The organism is Klebsiella sp. CN_Kp073, from assembly GCF_040065495.2.
Classification (GTDB): domain Bacteria; phylum Pseudomonadota; class Gammaproteobacteria; order Enterobacterales; family Enterobacteriaceae; genus Klebsiella; species Klebsiella aerogenes.
The window spans coordinates 4,849,148-4,865,184 of record NZ_CM198051.1 but is presented as its reverse complement, the minus strand read 5'-3'; the positions used below and the strand labels follow the sequence as shown (position 1 = coordinate 4,865,184).

Genomic DNA, 16,037 nt, shown 5'->3' with positions numbered 1-16,037 from the left:
CGGCATAAAAACGCAGAAACCCCCGGTCAGAAATGGCTGGGGGTTTTTCTTTTTGCTGGCTTTTTAGTATAAGGTTTACATCCGGGCCAGTGCGTCCAGCTCATTGGGGAATAACATGCAGGTAAAATATTTAGCAGGGATTGTCGGCGCAGCATTATTGTTAGCGGGTTGCAGTTCCAGCAACGAATTAACCGCAGGCGGCCAGAGCGTGCGTTTTGTTGAAGATAAACCAGGAACGGAATGTCAGCTGTTAGGGACGGCTACCGGCACGCAAAGCAACTGGCTGTCAGGCCAGAATGGCGATGAAGGCGGCTCGATGCGCGGCGCGGCGAATGCTCTACGTAACCAGGCGGCGGCTATGGGCGGTAACGTCATTTATGGCGTGAGCAGCCCGACGCAGAACCTGCTGTCGAGCTTTGTCCCGACCGATAGCCAGATGAACGGCCAGGTTTATAAGTGCCCGAACTGATGCGTTAAGCACTCTCTGCCTGCGCAGAGAGTGCTTAACAATTTATGCCTCAAGCGATGCTCTGGTCGCCACGTAGAATTCACGCAGCGAAAGCATACATTCATCTCTGGTTAGCATTTATCCCGGGGCGGATGGAATCACCTTACTGAAGATTTGATACGGCGTATGCTGGCTGTGGACCTGTTTTAGCTTCTGACTCTTTTCAAGCAGACGCAGCACGATACTTTTTTCAAAATCTGACTGATGCGCGGCGCTGGTTTTAATCACCGCGCCAGAGAGTACTTTTTTACCTTCTTCCTGCTCGTAGCTGTATAACACGGCCAGATGGTGGCTAAACAAATTCAGCTTCCACTCTTCCTGAGCATATTGCTGGTACTCAATGTTTGGTTGGGTCGTTAAATCGACGGTATACAGCAGCACATAATCCAGAGCCAGCGCCAGATACTCATTTAATTTCGTATCAGCAACCATTTTTAGAGATTGATTGATACCCAGAATCAATGCCTCTACCTGTCGGTCTTCAATGCGTAATGTCGCGATTTGCTCGTTCTGCAGCATCAGGATCAGCGTTGACTCATTTACCCCCGGTTTCAATGTGATCGACATGATCCGCAGCTCCGGATTCGGGTTTTGTACCTCTGCCATATCGACTGCTGGGGTATTGGCGATGAGCTCATTATTGTAGGCAATAAGTTCCTCTTTCAGCGTGTCGTCGCTTTGCTGCAAGCGTTGTAAGAAAACAGACATTCGAGTTGTCAGGACCATAAGCAGGTCAGCCAGCGCCGGCGCCTGTAAATAGAATGTCCGACACAGGCCATTCTGGTTTTGTACTTTCAGCAGCAGCGCCATGAAATGGTCTTCATAGGTAATTCCGGCGGTGTTAAAACCAATAAACGTTCCTTGCATGTTCTTCTCCTTACGCTGGCATTGGTATTTTTGATTGCGACAAATCAATAATCCGATCGGCAGAGGCGATGGTTGACGGGCGGTGGGCAACGATGACGCGGGTAATACTGAGCCCTGAAATCGATTGGTTGATAACAGACTCATTTCTTAAATCGAGATGGCTGGTGGCCTCATCCATAAATAGAATGCTCGGCTTACGATAAAGCGCGCGGGCAATCAAAATACGTTGCTTTTGGCCCCCGGAAATCCCTAAACCTAGCTCACCGACGATGGTTTCATAGCCCATCGGCATTTTCATGATTTCGTCATGGATGTTGCAGCGTTTGGCGCATTCGACGACAAAATCCAGATCGGCGTTGTCTTCAAAGCCGCTGATATTATCAATAAGCGAACCGGAAAAGAGCCTGTCCTCCTGCAATACGCAGGCGGTTCCCTGGCGATAGTTATTTAAACCTATTTTCTGGATATCGAGATTATCGGCAAACACATCGCCGCTGGTGGGGGAGAGCAGCCCGCACATCACTTTCAATAGCGTGGTCTTACCGACGCCGGACGGGCCGACCAGCGCGACGGATTCACCGGGCTCAACGGTGATGTTCAGGTTTGAGAAAATCGGCTGTGAAAATGGATCGTACTGATAGCTAAGATTTTTGACTTCAAGCCTGGCGCCGGCATCTTTCGAAAAGACGTCCCGTGATGGCAACTCTTGCTCGGGTTCGCTGAAGACGATTTCAGAAAGACGTTCGTTATGCAGCGAGAGCATGCGCAGCTGCATGGTCAGGTCAACCAGGCTGGATGCGCGCTGGGAGAACTGGCCTCGGTAGGCGTTAAAGGCCATAAACATACCGAGGGTCATTTCATTATCAATGACCATAATGGCGCCCAGCCACAGTACCGCTACCTGATCGATAGCGGTAATGAAGGTATTGATACCGCTAAACATCATGTCGAAACGGGTCTGTTTGATCCCCGCATTACAGGCGTCGATGTTGATATTCAGCCAGTGCTGAGAGCGGCGTTCTTTCAGGTTCAGCGCTTTGATGGTCGAAATACCGTACAGCGACTCCATAAAATGTGAACTGGAGCGCGCGCCTTTGATTACCTGTTCTTCAGCAACGCGGCGATAGAAGCGATAAGTTCCCAGACGCATAAGGGCGTAACATAAGGTAAAGCCAACGACGACCCATGTTAGCCAACCGCCGTACAGGGTGAGCATAATCAGAAGGCCGATCGTCATGATCGAGTCGATAATGCCGCTGACGATGCTATTAGTGAACGTGGAGCGAATGGTATCCAGCGATGAGAAACGGGACTGAATATCCCCCAGATGACGCTTTTCGAAAAATGCCAGCGGCAGGCTGGCCAAATGATCGAAGAGAGTGGTTTTCCACTGAATGTTGGTCAACGTGTTGAGCGTCAGTGAGGTCCATGCGCGCAGCATGCTGATAAAGGTGCGAAAGAGGGTAAAGAAAACCAGGCCAATACAGATCACCGAGAGCAGGCTCTGATCGTGGGCCATGATCACGTGGTCAGTGACTAACTGTGTGCCTATCGGCAGCAGTAAGCCGATGGCTTCAACGACGACGGAAAAAGCGAAAATCTTCAGCAGCGCAGATTTTAAGCCAACGATATTGCGCATCAGGTCTAACAAACGCAGGCGAGATTTGGCTTTTTCCTGCTGGAAGTTCTGATCGGGCCATAGCTCTAACGCGATGCCGGTAAAATTATTCGACATTTCCTGGATGCCGATAATACGTTTACCCAGGGCTGGATCGTGGACGATAAAGCTGGATTTACGCACTTTGGTCAAAACGACATAGTGGTTCATTCCTCAGTGGATAACACAGGGCAGCTTTAATTGTCTGATCTCATCCAGATCGAGCGATAGCGCCCGGCTCTTTAAACCTGCATGCTCTGCCGTTTTGCTTAATGACATCAGCGTGACCCCCTGAGAGGGGCTGCCAAAGCGCTGGCGGAAATTGAAGAGATCGATATCGAGACCATAATGGCCGCAAATCATCGCCAGGCAGGCAATGCCGCACTCGGCGGCTTCAGATTGCAATATTACCGGCGTCTTTTTCAAGATTGAAAAATTAACTTTCGCCGTAATTTTTTCAAACAGTTCATTAGTCATGAATCGGGCCGCTCACGCTTTGAGTAATCTTATAAACCGGAGTAAACATCCACATGTAGAGAGGGCGTTCTTCAAGGAAGACGACTGCCTGTGCTTTAAGCCCGTTGGACAGACTTAGCGTTTTTCCGTCATATTCGAACTGTTTATCTTTAATTTTGACAATCGCTTTATACAATGCCAGTTCTTGCTGCTGAGGTGTTCCATTATTGACGTTGGTATACTCAGACATTTCCTGTCGTGATGCCGGCATAGAAGATATTGATATTATTTTTCCTGGGAACTGACCAAACTTATCCGATGGGAACGCATCATAGCGAATATTAATAGTATCCCCGGTTTTTAAATACGGGATGGTATTATTTGGCAGCCATAGCACAAGATAATACTCAACATTACCAGTCGGCTTGATCTGAGCCAGGCTGCTACCGTTATCAACCGTCTGACCCAGTGTCGCTGAGAGCGATTCAATTCTGCCATCACTGGTCGATTTGATAATAATATTGCCGTTGGCATTGGATTCGACGAGTTGATTTTTAAAATCATTGGACTGGTTGTATTGACTGGATATTTGGTTGTCAAAGTCGGCTGCTTTAGTGATTTTATCACTGTTCAGCTGCGTGATTTGCGATTCCAGTTGCATCTTTTGACTCACCAGCGACTGATAGGCGCTCTGTTGCTGGAAATATAGAGAGTGCTGATAGTTATATTGGTCTTTAGTTATCAGGCCATTGTTAAGGTATTTATCATAGCTGGAAAGATTATCGTGCATTTTTTTCAGACCTACCTGGGTATTGACCAGCATACGGTTGGTCTCCTTCAGAGAGGCTGTGGTGGTTTTTAACTGCGCATTTAACGCATTTAATGTCTGATTTTTGTTATCTTCTAGTTTTTTAATGATGTCATCAGAGTTAGCAATCTTTTCATTGATGACTTCAACTTGCGCTGCACTGACATTGCCGCTGGTGGTGCTGCGTGAAATATCAATTTCGTAAAGAGGTTGGTTTTTTTTAACAATATCGCCTATTTTAACATGTTGTTTAACGATAAAGCCTTGCTGAGGCGCAAAAACATTTATAGAGTGAGGAAGGGTAATGACTTCGCCCTGAACATCGACACGTTGAGTAAATTTGCAAAATATCAATGCGCAAATAAGTGCGATAAGAAATAATGCCGATAACAAAGTGATTAACCAGGCAGGTAAACCGGCGAGCAACAAGGCTTTCCCTTTCCAGTGATTTCTTTTGTATTCGATCGCTTCCTTGCGATATAGACTATTAGCCATGATTTTTCATATTAGTGATAAGTGAAATAAAAAGGCTCAGTAATTTTGAGCCTTTAGGTCTTACCTCGTCTAAGGTTAAATAGACTATTAGGACTGGCCCCACGGAATAAAAGTACCCTTAACTACCGCCTCGAATGCTGCATTTGAGTATTCTACAGATTTTTCCCATCCCAGAGCGGCGTAAGTTACTGCGCCACCTACGGCGCCGACAATTAATCCCCAGACCATCCCTACAGCGTTGCCGATCAGACCGAGGCCAAGGATGCCCCCATTATTCCCGGATTGGGTGCCGCCTAATAAAGTCCCAAACGCTCCCCAGGTAACAGCGCCAAGAACTGCTGAGGCGACAGCCTCAGCGCCATTGCTTACCAGGCTAGTGATGCTTGACTGTATAGAAGAAAAGTCCCAGCTATAGCCCCCGGATACCGCTTCCATTTCGAAAACTGTAAGTTCTTTCACAAATCATTTCCTTTGATTAAAAATATTATTGCAGGCTGTTAAATGCATCTTGCATATCAATAATTAGCTTTTCCAGGGCATGAAGGTGCCAGCCAGCAGGCCTTGAATACCCTCTTCAACCAGAGCGACAGAGGCATCCCATCCCATAACAGCACCATTAACTGCCCCGGTGACTCCACCCACGATTAATCCCCATACCATCCCGACGGCATTGCCTAGCAAACCAAAACCGAGAATGCCGCCATTTGCTCCAGATTGGGTACCGCCAATAAGCGTTCCCATTGCCGCCATGCCAGTTCCCAGTAAAACGGCTGAAGCGACAGCCTCAACGCCATTACAAACTATACTGGTAATACTGGATTGAAATGAGGAAAAATCCCATGAGTAACCACCGGAAATACTCTCCATTTCAAAGATAGTTAGTTGTTTCATTTATATATCCTTTTTGTTGTATTATGAGTCCATTGATACTCGAACGGTTCTGATTAGCAGCAAGAATATAAAAATAACTGTTCGACTATTTCAATGTGATGCATTGTGATTATTTTATGAATTATTATTTCATATTCGTTGTTTTTATATGTAAGCGGCACGCATAGTAAAGTTTTATTTTCCTGTGCGTGTCGCGCTGTGTTTATTGTTCCTGGATTACTACTTCTAACATCGCTTTAACTTTACCGTTTGTGATACTATCGACGCTATTGCTCTGACGATAATAATCAGCGGTCAGGTTGATTATTTGTGATGCGGCAGCGCTATTGAAACTATAGCTATCCATATCATAAAATACCAGCGGAGTTCCTGTCTGTTTGAATATGATGCCGACATTTTTAGCGCCAGAGCTATCGGTTATCATATTATCAATGATACCATCGCCAGATGTGCTGGCCGTTCCTACCGGGTTAAACCAGTACATTAATGTATTACCGATGGAACCCGCTGGGCAGCTAATCGTTAATAAAATGTTTTTCTGCTCGGGGGTGACTCCACCGCGGGAGACAGACATTAAGGTGCTTTTCTTTATCCTGTTCAATGTTATTTGTGAACTGGATGGCGATATGTCACAAGATGTCACCTGGTATTTGGTGCTTTTGAGTTTTATATTCGTCGTATATAAGAGTTTTTCGGTAGTTCCGGGGTTAGTTGTGGGGTTGCCGACAGAAAAACTGATTGACGGATTTGAATCCGAACCTGAAGTGTCGATGACCTGTTTGGTTTTGATAAACCACACGGTGATGAATTTATAGTAATTATCTGAAGTATTCTCAAACGGTACCAGAACTGAGCCTGCCACGGCAGGAACTAATGCGCCATTTCTACTTTCCAGCAGATCGGAAACCTGAAAGCCTATACCATCGATACCTGTCTCATAAACCGGTTTTCCCTGTATTCCCGTGACTCCAGAAACGACAGGTGTACTAATTTCGGTGATGTATTGATCGTTAGTATTCTGATTGCATGAAAAATTTTTATAAGTTTGAGTACCATACTTTGTTGAATATAACACGCTCCCTACGGGAATTGAGTCATCGGTAGGGATCTTCGCGTTGATGGTAAAAGCTTGTCGACGAATACTCCCTGTATAGGTACATTTTGCAGCCGCCTCGCTGCAAATTAATAGAAGCGCGAAGAGAAAAAATATTCTTTTCATCAATATCTGTCCTTAAATGATGATTAGCGGCAAACCGCTTCAACCTGACTTAAACCAGCGGTTTTGCCTTCCCGCGGTGGCAGCGTGAATGGAGCGTTACATTGTTGGTTAGAACTTTTTCCCCACTGCACGTTGAGCGTTCCGGTTGGTTGCAGCCCGGACATATAGACCATCCCGGCATCGCTGACGATACTGGCCTGGCTTTTCGTATCACCAGCCAGTAAGACCATAGCGCCATAAGGAACATCATTGCCGCTGACAGTTTTCAGGTGAATAAAGGCGCGCTGCCCAATCTTGCCGTCGTAGTTGGCCCGCACGATAGCGCCGCGAGTCGGCACCACGGTTTGCGTTGTTTCCGGTAGTTCCATATCATCGCCAAGCGTGGCGGTGTCGAGTGTGATATCGGTGCGACGATAAGGGGTAACATAAGGCACAATGGCATAGCCGCGATAGTCGGTTGAAATGGTGTTATCGGTGCTCAGTTTGACGTCATCCAGCCCTGGAGCCTTAACCAGTACGGCTGCATCGGTAATGTCCTGACCTAAAGTGATGCCGTCGGCGTGCGCGACAATACTGCCGTTGGCACCATAATCAATACGTTGGCTATCGCGATCGTAGCTATAACCGGCGTTAACACTTCCTTGAGAACTGTTATAAGTGGCGCGCATGTCGCCGCTGTAATATTCGCGGTTGCTGTATCCTTGCTGAATACTCCAGTCCAGACTATCGTTTTCCAGTCCGACGCCGCCGATTGCAACCGATTGATCCGTTGAGCCTGGATTGCTATTTGTGAGCTGGTAGCTGGTATAGGTGCCAGGAAGCCAGTTGCTGATCGGTAGGGTAACGGTCAGGGTTATACGCTGATCGTCCTGGGCATCTTTATTAGAGCTATTGCCGCCCCAGGTGTAGCGGCTATAGCTATAACCCAGGTAGAAGTTCACGTTTTTAAACCCACCGTTATAGCCAACGCTGATAGATTTATTGGTGCGTTTATCATCCCAATAATCCTCTACCAGACCACTAATAGAGAGGCTTCCGAGCCCTTTACCCAGGCTTTGGTTGAGTGTCAGGTTGGTTCGATTGCGTAATGAACGGGTGGTATAGCTACCGTCATTAGCATAGCTATCCAGCACCTCGGATAAAGTGTTAAATCCCTCAGTAGAGTACCGGTAGCCAGCGATGGTAATGTTGGTTCCGGTATCAAGGATGTTTTTACCGTAGCGGATTCGCCAGGACTGTCCCGAAGTCTTTTCCCGATCCTGCATTTTTGACCAGGCCTGGGTGACATCCGCTGACGCGGCGCCGAAATCGCCGAGGTTATAGCCGAGACCGGATGACAATGCCTGATAATGTGAGGCCATTTGCATCCCGCCGTAGGCCGTCAGGCTACTGGATACACCGTAGCTTATCGTTGCTTGGGTGAATGGCGTTTCATGGACACCGTCATCATATGGACGATATTTACCTGAAGTGATTTCATATTGCAGCTGGCCTTCGCGTACCATCACCGGCAGCGTGGCGAACGGCACGATGAATTCTTGCTTTGAGCCATCCGATTCTTCTACCGTAACGTACAGATCGCCGCTACCGCCGCTTGGGTACATATCGGTGATTTCAAAGGCGCCGGGCGCGACGTAGGTCTGATATACCTGGTAGCCATTCTGTTTAACGATCACCCTGGCGTTGGTTTTTGCAATCCCACGGATAATTGGCGCATAGCCGCGAAGGCTCTCCGGCAGCATGGAAGTATCCGTTGCCATTTGAATCCCGGTAAACGGCACGCTATCAAAGATACTGGAAAGCGAGGAGCTTTCACCCATTACCAGATTACTATTAAGAGGGCGAATGCTGCGCTGCATGTACAGGTAAGCTGATTCCCAGTTGCTGGATTCACCTTTCGTTTTATTCCATGTGCTCAAATTTCGGATACGCCATGGACCAAGATTTAAACCGGACTGGAGGTTAAGGCTATAGTATTCATCTTCTGATTCGAAATCATTCGAGCCGCTGAACTGGTAATTCATTAACAGCGCGTTAATACCTTCATCAAATTGATCTTCCGGAATAAAGCCTTGCACGACGGTGGATAATGCTGCCTGTGGTATAGAGATATTTAACCGTTGTGCAGTAAAATCGAAATCCGCTTTTGTATCCGGTATTGCTGTTAGATTAACGCAGTTATTGGCATCTTCTTTCAGCGCTGGGAAGGATTTCACTCTGACACCATATTCCGCCAGGTCTTTAAGAGTGAAACAGGGGGCTAATTTGATATCATCACTCTTGTCGGTAGTATGACTATCAATAACAAACTTGATGGTACGGGTATCCAGATATTGGCCATTGAAGACAATATCCACCCGATAATCCCCGGGTGCCTGAGCGTTCCTGGCTTCAAAAATAGATAAATCTGGGGCGTTTGAAGGATCGCTACCATTCAATGAATTGATGAATGAGGGATCGAAGAAATCACGTGCTTGCGCTTTGTTATCCAAACCACAAAAAAACGCTGGCAACAAAGTGATGCAGAGCGTTGATAGTTTGAATAGCTCTTTATTTTTATTTTGCATAAACACATCCCTATAACGTTAATAAAAGTTCCCAATTACAACGGTGATGAATAGAGCGATCCAGCCCCACCATAATCATTAACTATTTTCCATGTCACGCTTGATGCGTTTATATTTCCCTTTAACGTTACTTCTTTTGTTTCCATCGGTGGGACCGTGTTTACTTCATTTTTTATTTCGGCACTGCCAATTTTTATTGTGTTGAAGTAATAGAAGAAAGGTGTCGGGTTTTTAATGAACAATTTATTGCCTGATTTACTCCATTGGAGTTTTGCCGCTTCCTCATTCGGTTTCATATCAAACAGCGATTTTGGCCGATACACCAGACGCATACGGTGGCGAACAGCCAGCTGAATCGTATTGTTTTTGGCGTTGGTCTCATCAGCGGGCGGGATAGCCATAACGTTGAAATAAAATACAGATTCACGATCGGTTGGCGCTGTGACATTATTGGTTGAAAACAAACGCACGGTATTTTGCTGTTTTGCTTCAAGTCGGAATAGCGGCGGAGTAGCCGTGAAAGATGGTGTTTGCCCTTTTGGGGTCTCAATCCAGGACTTAATTAAGTAAGGAATACCGTCTTTGTTCTCTATCTGGGCGGTGATTTCGCGGGCACCCTCTTTGTAGAGATAGCGAGTTGACTCAATAACGATACCGGCATGTGCAAAACCGCTAATCAATAAAAAAAAGGGAATGAGAAGTTTAAATAAGGTGCTTAACATAGCATTTCTCTAAACGGAAAAAAGGGCTCGCCAGACGGCGAGCCCTTTAAAATAGAATTAGATGGTGTAATCGATAGTAAAGGTTGCAACGCCTTTAACTGGACCTTCGGTTACAGCAGTTGTGGCATTTACTTTCACATAACCAGCATAGTAGTTCAGGGAAGTGACGGAACCATCAGTGTAGGTTTCAGACATGGTGCTGGAACCATCGAACTTAACACGAGAACCGTCGCTTACTTTCGCGATACCGATACCGATACCAGCTGCGCCGTCGTCAGCGGTGTTGTCCAGAATGGCCGCATCGCTGCTGGTTGTACCAGTAACAGCAACAGTCAGGCCAGTTGCCGGATCGCTGCTGCCTTTGGCGCAATCAGAAACATCAAAACCAAACTTCTGGCTTTTGAAAAGGGTGTTTGCAGCCTGCGCGTTCGCTTCGCTGGTGGTAACAGAAGTCAGACGAACGATGCCGTTGTTCAGAGTACCTGTCGGGGTGACTACGCAAGAAGAGGAGGAGTCATTGACTTCACCCAGAACGGTCACTTCAGCAGTGTTAGCTGCCATTGCCTGAGCGCTCAGAACTGCAGATGCAGCAACCATAACAGCTACGATTGTTTTTTTCATTTATTTGTCCATGTATAAATACGTAATCCTTGAAATAGATATCGCTCTAATTGCTAATTATTGGTTTGTCTAATTATCCGATAATTGCCCAAGAACTACACTATCCCATCTCTGTACTCCTTGTTGTCCCTTAGGCTAATAAGCAGATGGTGGCCTGCATTTAGCTTAAGACGGGAGCACTGAGGAATCTAATTCGCCGTTAGGGAAAATGCATGTGAATTTTAATTGAATAAATTTTTTAATGTTCAAGGAACGATTCACATTTTTATTTGAACTATAAGTGATAGCGTTGATTCGATGAATGTTGTGCGGTGTCTCTGGCTTCCATTCAGTTTAAATATCATGTTAGTCTTATCCTGGATGCAAAATCGAGACTCAATGATTGATATGTGAAGCCATCTAATAGCAGGCCTGTTCAAGGCTATTCGCTCAACATTAAAGATGGAATTTCATTAATTTCATGTTTATTTCACATAGCTAATGAAAAAGGGAAGACATTATGGCATTTAGTGAATTCATCATTAACGATGAAGTTATTTTTGATGTGAATATGAGTGAGTTGCGAACTGTTAATGAAAATGGCACTACCGTTAACTTAAATGGGCCGACCGCTCGTTGTTTATTGTTGCTAATAGAAAGTAATGGAAGGATCATTTCACGTGAGGAATTTCTGGAAACAGTCTGGAAAACAAGGGGTGTAATAGTTGCGCAAAACACCTTTTACCAAAATATATCATTGCTCAGAAAATCACTGGTAAAGGCTGGATTATCTCAGGATATCATTATTACCGTCAGACAACGCGGATTTATCCTTGCTACGGATGCAGTGATCACACCAGTGACCAAAGCGGAAGAGGTGAAAGCGAGTCCATCGGCGAATGTAGAGGATCCTGTAAGTGATAGAGAGTGCGAGGAGAGTGAAAGGTACGAAGTTATAGATACTGTAAGTGATAATCGAATCGAAAGTCGCAGAGGGACAGCATTTAAATTACCCAGATGGATTGTGGTGATGTTTATTGTTATGGTTGCAACCAATATACTTTCACTGCTTTTTTAGATGTCTTATTAGCGCATCATTTAATAGATACGCGTATATATAATTATAAATGTTAAGCAAACACTGCCTTCTGGATAACGCTGGTGAAAAATTTTATATCTATTATTTGCCAGGAAAACGCATTTGTCATTTAGGTATCTGCCGGACAGGGCCGGCAGAAAAACTTAGTTTTGTTGCTTTAAACCTAAATCCAGCGGCGTTTTACTCGGTTCGCCGCCTATTTCACGTGCCAATCTTGGCACCATATATCCGGATACCAGCGTTAATAGCTCACGCATGATGGCACGAGCCTCCTCGTCTTCTACCATGAAATGAGCCGCGCCCTGGACTTTATCGAGCACGTGCAGGTAGTAGGGCATTACCCCGGCATCGAACAGCGCATTACTGAGATTCGCCAGGGTTTGTGCATTGTCGTTAACACCGCGCAGCAGGACGCTTTGGTTGAGCAGCGTCACGCGCGCTTGCCGTAGCAGCGCCATTGCCGCCCGGAATTCCGGGCCGATCTCGTTGGCATGATTGATATGGTTAACTAACAATATCTGCAGCGAGGAGGCGCTAAAGCGAGCCGTCAGCCCTTCGGTGATCCGCGCCGGAATGACAATCGGCAAGCGGCTATGGATGCGTAACCGTTTAATATGCGGGATAGCTTCCAGTTGCGTCAGCAGCCACTCCAGTTCGTGGTCTTTCGCCATCAACGGATCGCCGCCGGAGAAAATAATCTCATCTAATTGCGGATTGGCGGCAATGTACTCCAGCGCCGCCTGCCAGTTGCGTTTATTACCCTGGTTCTCGGCATAGGGGAAGTGACGGCGGAAGCAGTAGCGGCAGTTGACCGCGCAGCCGCCTTTCACCAGCAATAGCGCCCGGTTGCTATATTTATGCAGTAGGCCGGGCACCACGCTGTGTTGCTCTTCCAGCGGATCGGTGGAAAAACCAGGAGCGGCAATAAACTCTTCTTGCGCGGTAAGTACCTGACGAAGAAGAGGATCGTGGGGATTTCCTTTCTCCATTCGTGCAATAAACGCGCGCGGCACGCGCAGCGCGAAGAGACGCTTCGCATCACGTCCCGCCAATAGGTTTGCATCTGTTTCCAGATCTAAAAGATGCAATAGTTCATCGGGACTGGTCACAACATCGGCAAGTTGCGTGATCCAATCTTCTCTGGATGGGGTATTTAGGGTTACAATATGCGCCATTTTGTGGCTTAGCTACCAAGTTAAACAATTTCAGAGGGCCTTATGGCGACTTACTATAGCAACGATTTTCGTGCTGGTCTTAAAATCATGATGGATGGCGAACCGTATGCGGTTGAAGCCAGCGAATTCGTTAAACCAGGTAAAGGTCAGGCATTCGCACGCGTTAAGCTGCGTCGCCTGCTGACCGGCACCCGTGTAGAAAAAACTTTCAAGTCCACCGACTCTGCAGAAGGCGCGGACGTTGTCGATATGAACCTGACTTACCTGTACAACGACGGTGAGTTCTGGCACTTCATGAACAACGAAACCTTCGAACAGCTGTCTGCTGATGCTAAAGCTATCGGCGACAATGCTAAATGGCTGCTGGATCAGGCTGAGTGCATCGTAACCCTGTGGAACGGTCAGCCTATCGCTGTGACCCCGCCTAACTTCGTTGAACTGGAAATCGTTGAAACCGATCCGGGTCTGAAAGGCGACACCGCAGGTACTGGCGGCAAGCCGGCGACTCTGTCCACTGGCGCTGTGGTTAAAGTTCCGCTGTTCGTTCAGATTGGCGAAGTCATCAAAGTAGATACCCGCTCCGGCGAATACGTATCTCGCGTGAAGTAATTCATGCTTTGAGACGGTGGGCGCAGCCTTGCTGCTGCGCCTTCAGTTTCGCGCCAGAACTAACATGAACCAGATGCTCAAACTTCTTGCCTTGCTGCTGCTCAGCGGCGCGCTGCTTACTGGATGCAATACCGCCCGCGGTATTGGCGAGGATATCCAGGGGCTGGGGCACGCGATTTCTCACGCCGTTAGCTAGTCTCATTTCATCTGCCTTCCCTGCAATTCATTTTGCTCAGTTCACCCTGAACCTCTTTTTCTCTTAAAAAACGCGACTATCCCTTCATTCTGAATCAGTTTGGCTATGCTTATAGAGCAAGAAAACAAAAACTGTTTATAAGGATGATATTATGGTGAAAAAAACGATTGCGGCGTTCTTTACTGTTTTGGTCCTTTCCTCTGTGCTCACCGCATGTAACACCACGCGTGGTATCGGTGAAGACATCTCTGACGGCGGCAGCGCTATCTCTGGCGCGGCGACCAAAGCTCAGAATTAAACATTACTGGTACGGCCTTGCGCCGTACCGGTCTTCACATTCACGGCGCCGTTGTTTATAATCCCGGCGTTTTCAACCACCTTGCGGGACGACCCGTGAGCGTATCTCATTCGGGGACGGCCCCATTACTGGAGCCTTATGTCCTGGATCATTCTCTTTATCGCCGGTTTGCTGGAAGTCGTGTGGGCCGTCGGCCTCAAATATACCCATGGATTTAGCCGTCTGCTGCCAAGCGTGATTACTATTGCTGCTATGGTCGTCAGTATGGCGCTGCTATCGTGGGCGATGAAATCACTGCCGGTGGGTACCGCTTATGCGGTGTGGACCGGGATCGGCGCCGTTGGCGCAGCGATAACCGGCATTGTGCTGCTGGGCGAATCCGCAAGCCCGATGCGTATCGCGAGCCTGGCCTGTATTGTGATCGGCATTATCGGGCTGAAAATGAGCGCGCATTAATAGCGCTGATTAACCCAAATCAGTTTGCTTACGTCGAAGCCCTGTCGGGTGGCGATATCCAGCATCTGCTGTTTCACCTGCGGCGAAATCTTCGGCGTGCGCGCCAGTAGCCACAGGTAATCACGATCCGGCCCGCAAACCAGCGCATGGCGGTACTCTTTATCCAGCGCAATGACGTTGTAGCCGCCATAGAAGGGGCCGAAGAAAGAGACCTTCAGCGCCGCGCGGTTGGGATTGCCGGTGAACCAGGCAACGCCGTCTGTTTTCTGCCAGATGCCGCGGTCAGGGTTATAACCTTTATTGACCACATCAATGCCGCCATCGCCGCGCAGGCTGTAAGTCGCCGTAACCTTTTCCAGCCCGCTTTCGAAATGATGATCGAAGCGGGCGATTTCATACCAGGTGCCGAGGAAGCGTTGGCTTTCAAATGGGCTGACGACGGTCACGCCAGCGGGAGGAACGGGATTGCTGCACGCAACGCTCAGCAATGACGCGATAACCACGGTTAACACTGGCAGCAGACGCATAGGTATTTTCCTTACCGCTTTTTCTCTAAGTGTAGATAGCGGCAGGAAAAAAGTAGGGTGATTTTGTCGATAAGCGAGCCCGGTAACAGATTGCTACCGGGCGAGATGTTGCATCAGATAAATAACACGCCGACCAGGGTGACGACGGTTAAAATCGCCGCCAGGCCATAGAAGACCCATTTGCCGTTCGGCACGTGGATTTTCAGGTCATGCATCGCATGGTGGATACGGTGCAGGCCGCACCACAGCGGCAGAACAATCATCAGGAAGATAAAGAGGCGACCGATGAAGCTATGGGCGAAGGCGTAAACGCGTTCGTAGCTGAAAGCATCGCCAGGCGCGAGCCCCAGCGGCAGTAGAATGCCGACCAGCAGCACCATCACCGGCGCGATAATCGCCCCCCACATACCGCCTGCGCCAAATAGCCCCCAGAACACCGGTTCATCGGAACGTTTTGGATTGGGATTAATCATATCAGCCTCCTTACCAGAACAACGCGACAAACAGGATCACGATGCTAACCAGCGCCGTAACCGCCCACAGCCCTTTAATCAGCGGCTCAGGCCCCATTTTCTCGCCTTTAACAATGATGTTGGCGGCTTTCGGCGCCAGCTCAAACCAGGTTTTGGTGTGCAGCAGCGCGGCTGCGAGGGTGATCAGGTTGAGGATCACCACAATCGGGTTTTGCAGGAAGGCCACATAGCCATCCCAGCTTTCGGCGCCGTGCTTGAGGGCGAACAAGCCGTAAATCAGCACGATGCTGAACCAGACCGTCGGCACCGCCGTCCCTTCACGCAGCATATAGAAGCGATAAAACGGCAGCTTCTTCCACCAGGTGGAGGTCATGGGCCGCACGTAGGGTTTGCGTTTAGTCGTCATAGTGCACT

Annotated in this window: 17 protein-coding genes and 2 pseudogenes; 6 read left to right on the top strand and 13 right to left on the bottom strand. The window is 47.8% G+C overall.

Annotation, left to right across the window (positions count from 1 at the left end; all coding sequences use genetic code 11):
• Positions 1-115 precede the first annotated feature (115 nt).
• Positions 116-469 (top strand): DUF4156 domain-containing protein, encoded by a 354-nt coding sequence (locus tag ABLV66_RS23410; RefSeq protein ID WP_015368664.1) that lies wholly within the window; start codon positions 116-118, stop codon positions 467-469.
• Between the two features lie 42 nt (positions 470-511).
• Here the strand turns inward: ABLV66_RS23410 and yjeJ are convergent.
• The 9 genes and pseudogenes from yjeJ to ABLV66_RS23365 form a co-directional block, all read right to left on the bottom strand.
• Positions 512-1,375, bottom strand: a pseudogene (yjeJ, locus tag ABLV66_RS23405) (YjeJ family protein).
• A 10-nt stretch (positions 1,376-1,385) separates the two neighbouring features.
• Positions 1,386-3,509 (bottom strand): annotated as a pseudogene (locus ABLV66_RS23400) (peptidase domain-containing ABC transporter).
• Entirely contained in the window at positions 3,502-4,791 is a 1,290-nt protein-coding gene (locus ABLV66_RS23395) for an HlyD family secretion protein (protein WP_348877276.1), read from the bottom strand. The pseudogene ABLV66_RS23400 and the gene ABLV66_RS23395 overlap by 8 nt, the downstream one beginning before the upstream one ends.
• An 87-nt stretch (positions 4,792-4,878) precedes the next feature.
• A complete protein-coding gene (locus tag ABLV66_RS23390; RefSeq protein WP_047046318.1) occupies positions 4,879-5,250 on the bottom strand; it encodes a hypothetical protein in 372 nt (123 codons plus the stop codon).
• A 63-nt stretch (positions 5,251-5,313) separates the two neighbouring features.
• Positions 5,314-5,682 (bottom strand): hypothetical protein, encoded by a 369-nt coding sequence (locus ABLV66_RS23385; protein WP_047046316.1) that lies wholly within the window; start codon positions 5,680-5,682, stop codon positions 5,314-5,316.
• Between the two features lie 202 nt (positions 5,683-5,884).
• Positions 5,885-6,901, bottom strand: coding sequence for a fimbrial protein (locus ABLV66_RS23380; protein ID WP_063414409.1), 1,017 nt, complete (start codon positions 6,899-6,901; stop codon positions 5,885-5,887).
• A 23-nt stretch (positions 6,902-6,924) separates the two neighbouring features.
• Positions 6,925-9,468 (bottom strand): fimbria/pilus outer membrane usher protein, encoded by a 2,544-nt coding sequence (locus ABLV66_RS23375; RefSeq protein ID WP_047078497.1) that lies wholly within the window; start codon positions 9,466-9,468, stop codon positions 6,925-6,927.
• Between the two features lie 35 nt (positions 9,469-9,503).
• Positions 9,504-10,190: a fimbrial biogenesis chaperone gene (locus ABLV66_RS23370; RefSeq protein WP_047078496.1), complete on the bottom strand. Its 687-nt coding sequence runs from the start codon at positions 10,188-10,190 to the stop codon at positions 9,504-9,506.
• A gap of 57 nt (positions 10,191-10,247) precedes the next feature.
• A complete protein-coding gene (locus ABLV66_RS23365) occupies positions 10,248-10,811 on the bottom strand; it encodes a fimbrial protein (protein ID WP_045396419.1) in 564 nt (187 codons plus the stop codon).
• A 499-nt stretch (positions 10,812-11,310) separates the two neighbouring features.
• On the opposite strand from ABLV66_RS23365, the gene ABLV66_RS23360 reads away from it, so the two are divergent.
• A complete protein-coding gene (locus ABLV66_RS23360) occupies positions 11,311-11,868 on the top strand; it encodes a winged helix-turn-helix domain-containing protein (RefSeq protein WP_045396416.1) in 558 nt (185 codons plus the stop codon).
• 164 nt (positions 11,869-12,032) lie between these two features.
• On the opposite strand, the gene epmB is transcribed toward ABLV66_RS23360, so the two are convergent.
• The gene (epmB, locus tag ABLV66_RS23355) at positions 12,033-13,064 is read right to left on the bottom strand and encodes an EF-P beta-lysylation protein EpmB (protein ID WP_045396412.1); all 1,032 of its coding nucleotides are present in this window, start codon (positions 13,062-13,064) and stop codon (positions 12,033-12,035) included.
• 42 nt (positions 13,065-13,106) lie between these two features.
• Here epmB and efp point away from each other — a divergent pair, with 42 nt between their 5' ends.
• From efp to sugE, 4 genes are all read left to right on the top strand, one after another.
• The gene (gene efp, locus ABLV66_RS23350) at positions 13,107-13,673 is read left to right on the top strand and encodes an elongation factor P (protein ID WP_003855940.1); all 567 of its coding nucleotides are present in this window, start codon (positions 13,107-13,109) and stop codon (positions 13,671-13,673) included.
• A 64-nt stretch (positions 13,674-13,737) separates the two neighbouring features.
• Positions 13,738-13,869 carry an entericidin A/B family lipoprotein gene (locus ABLV66_RS23345; protein ID WP_047066041.1) on the top strand — a complete coding sequence of 44 codons (132 nt, stop codon included), beginning with the start codon at positions 13,738-13,740 and terminating at the stop codon, positions 13,867-13,869.
• A 151-nt stretch (positions 13,870-14,020) separates the two neighbouring features.
• Positions 14,021-14,167 carry a lipoprotein toxin entericidin B gene (gene ecnB / locus ABLV66_RS23340; protein WP_015368653.1) on the top strand — a complete coding sequence of 49 codons (147 nt, stop codon included), beginning with the start codon at positions 14,021-14,023 and terminating at the stop codon, positions 14,165-14,167.
• Positions 14,168-14,305: 138 nt separating this feature from the next.
• On the top strand, positions 14,306-14,623 hold the full coding sequence (gene sugE / locus ABLV66_RS23335) for a quaternary ammonium compound efflux SMR transporter SugE (protein ID WP_045380130.1): 318 nt from the start codon (positions 14,306-14,308) through the stop codon (positions 14,621-14,623).
• Here the strand turns inward: sugE and ABLV66_RS23330 are convergent.
• The 3 genes from ABLV66_RS23330 to frdC all read right to left on the bottom strand — a co-directional run bounded on the left by ABLV66_RS23330 (position 14,620) and on the right by frdC (position 16,029).
• A complete protein-coding gene (locus ABLV66_RS23330; RefSeq protein ID WP_049061219.1) occupies positions 14,620-15,150 on the bottom strand; it encodes a lipocalin family protein in 531 nt (176 codons plus the stop codon). The two genes, sugE and ABLV66_RS23330, sit on opposite strands and share 4 nt — an antisense overlap.
• Positions 15,151-15,263: 113 nt before the next feature.
• Positions 15,264-15,623: a fumarate reductase subunit FrdD gene (frdD, locus tag ABLV66_RS23325; RefSeq protein WP_015368650.1), complete on the bottom strand. Its 360-nt coding sequence runs from the start codon at positions 15,621-15,623 to the stop codon at positions 15,264-15,266.
• A gap of 10 nt (positions 15,624-15,633) precedes the next feature.
• Positions 15,634-16,029, bottom strand: coding sequence for a fumarate reductase subunit FrdC (gene frdC, locus ABLV66_RS23320; RefSeq protein WP_045396402.1), 396 nt, complete (start codon positions 16,027-16,029; stop codon positions 15,634-15,636).
• Positions 16,030-16,037: the final 8 nt, after the last annotated feature.

Excerpts from the sequence above, each read along its gene's own strand:
- ABLV66_RS23410 (WP_015368664.1), top strand. The coding sequence starts at position 116 with ATGCAGGTAAAATATTTAGCAGGGATTGTCGGCGCAGCATTATTGTTA.
- ABLV66_RS23395 (WP_348877276.1), bottom strand. The coding sequence starts at position 4,791 with ATGGCTAATAGTCTATATCGCAAGGAAGCGATCGAATACAAAAGAAAT.
- ABLV66_RS23385 (WP_047046316.1), bottom strand. The coding sequence starts at position 5,682 with ATGAAACAACTAACTATCTTTGAAATGGAGAGTATTTCCGGTGGTTAC.
- ABLV66_RS23380 (WP_063414409.1), bottom strand. The coding sequence starts at position 6,901 with ATGAAAAGAATATTTTTTCTCTTCGCGCTTCTATTAATTTGCAGCGAG.
- ABLV66_RS23375 (WP_047078497.1), bottom strand. The coding sequence starts at position 9,468 with ATGCAAAATAAAAATAAAGAGCTATTCAAACTATCAACGCTCTGCATC.
- ABLV66_RS23370 (WP_047078496.1), bottom strand. The coding sequence starts at position 10,190 with ATGTTAAGCACCTTATTTAAACTTCTCATTCCCTTTTTTTTATTGATT.
- ABLV66_RS23365 (WP_045396419.1), bottom strand. The coding sequence starts at position 10,811 with ATGAAAAAAACAATCGTAGCTGTTATGGTTGCTGCATCTGCAGTTCTG.
- ABLV66_RS23360 (WP_045396416.1), top strand. The coding sequence starts at position 11,311 with ATGGCATTTAGTGAATTCATCATTAACGATGAAGTTATTTTTGATGTG.
- epmB (WP_045396412.1), bottom strand. The coding sequence starts at position 13,064 with ATGGCGCATATTGTAACCCTAAATACCCCATCCAGAGAAGATTGGATC.
- efp (WP_003855940.1), top strand. The coding sequence starts at position 13,107 with ATGGCGACTTACTATAGCAACGATTTTCGTGCTGGTCTTAAAATCATG.
- ABLV66_RS23345 (WP_047066041.1), top strand. The coding sequence starts at position 13,738 with ATGAACCAGATGCTCAAACTTCTTGCCTTGCTGCTGCTCAGCGGCGCG.
- ecnB (WP_015368653.1), top strand. The coding sequence starts at position 14,021 with ATGGTGAAAAAAACGATTGCGGCGTTCTTTACTGTTTTGGTCCTTTCC.
- sugE (WP_045380130.1), top strand. The coding sequence starts at position 14,306 with ATGTCCTGGATCATTCTCTTTATCGCCGGTTTGCTGGAAGTCGTGTGG.
- ABLV66_RS23330 (WP_049061219.1), bottom strand. The coding sequence starts at position 15,150 with ATGCGTCTGCTGCCAGTGTTAACCGTGGTTATCGCGTCATTGCTGAGC.
- frdD (WP_015368650.1), bottom strand. The coding sequence starts at position 15,623 with ATGATTAATCCCAATCCAAAACGTTCCGATGAACCGGTGTTCTGGGGG.
- frdC (WP_045396402.1), bottom strand. The coding sequence starts at position 16,029 with ATGACGACTAAACGCAAACCCTACGTGCGGCCCATGACCTCCACCTGG.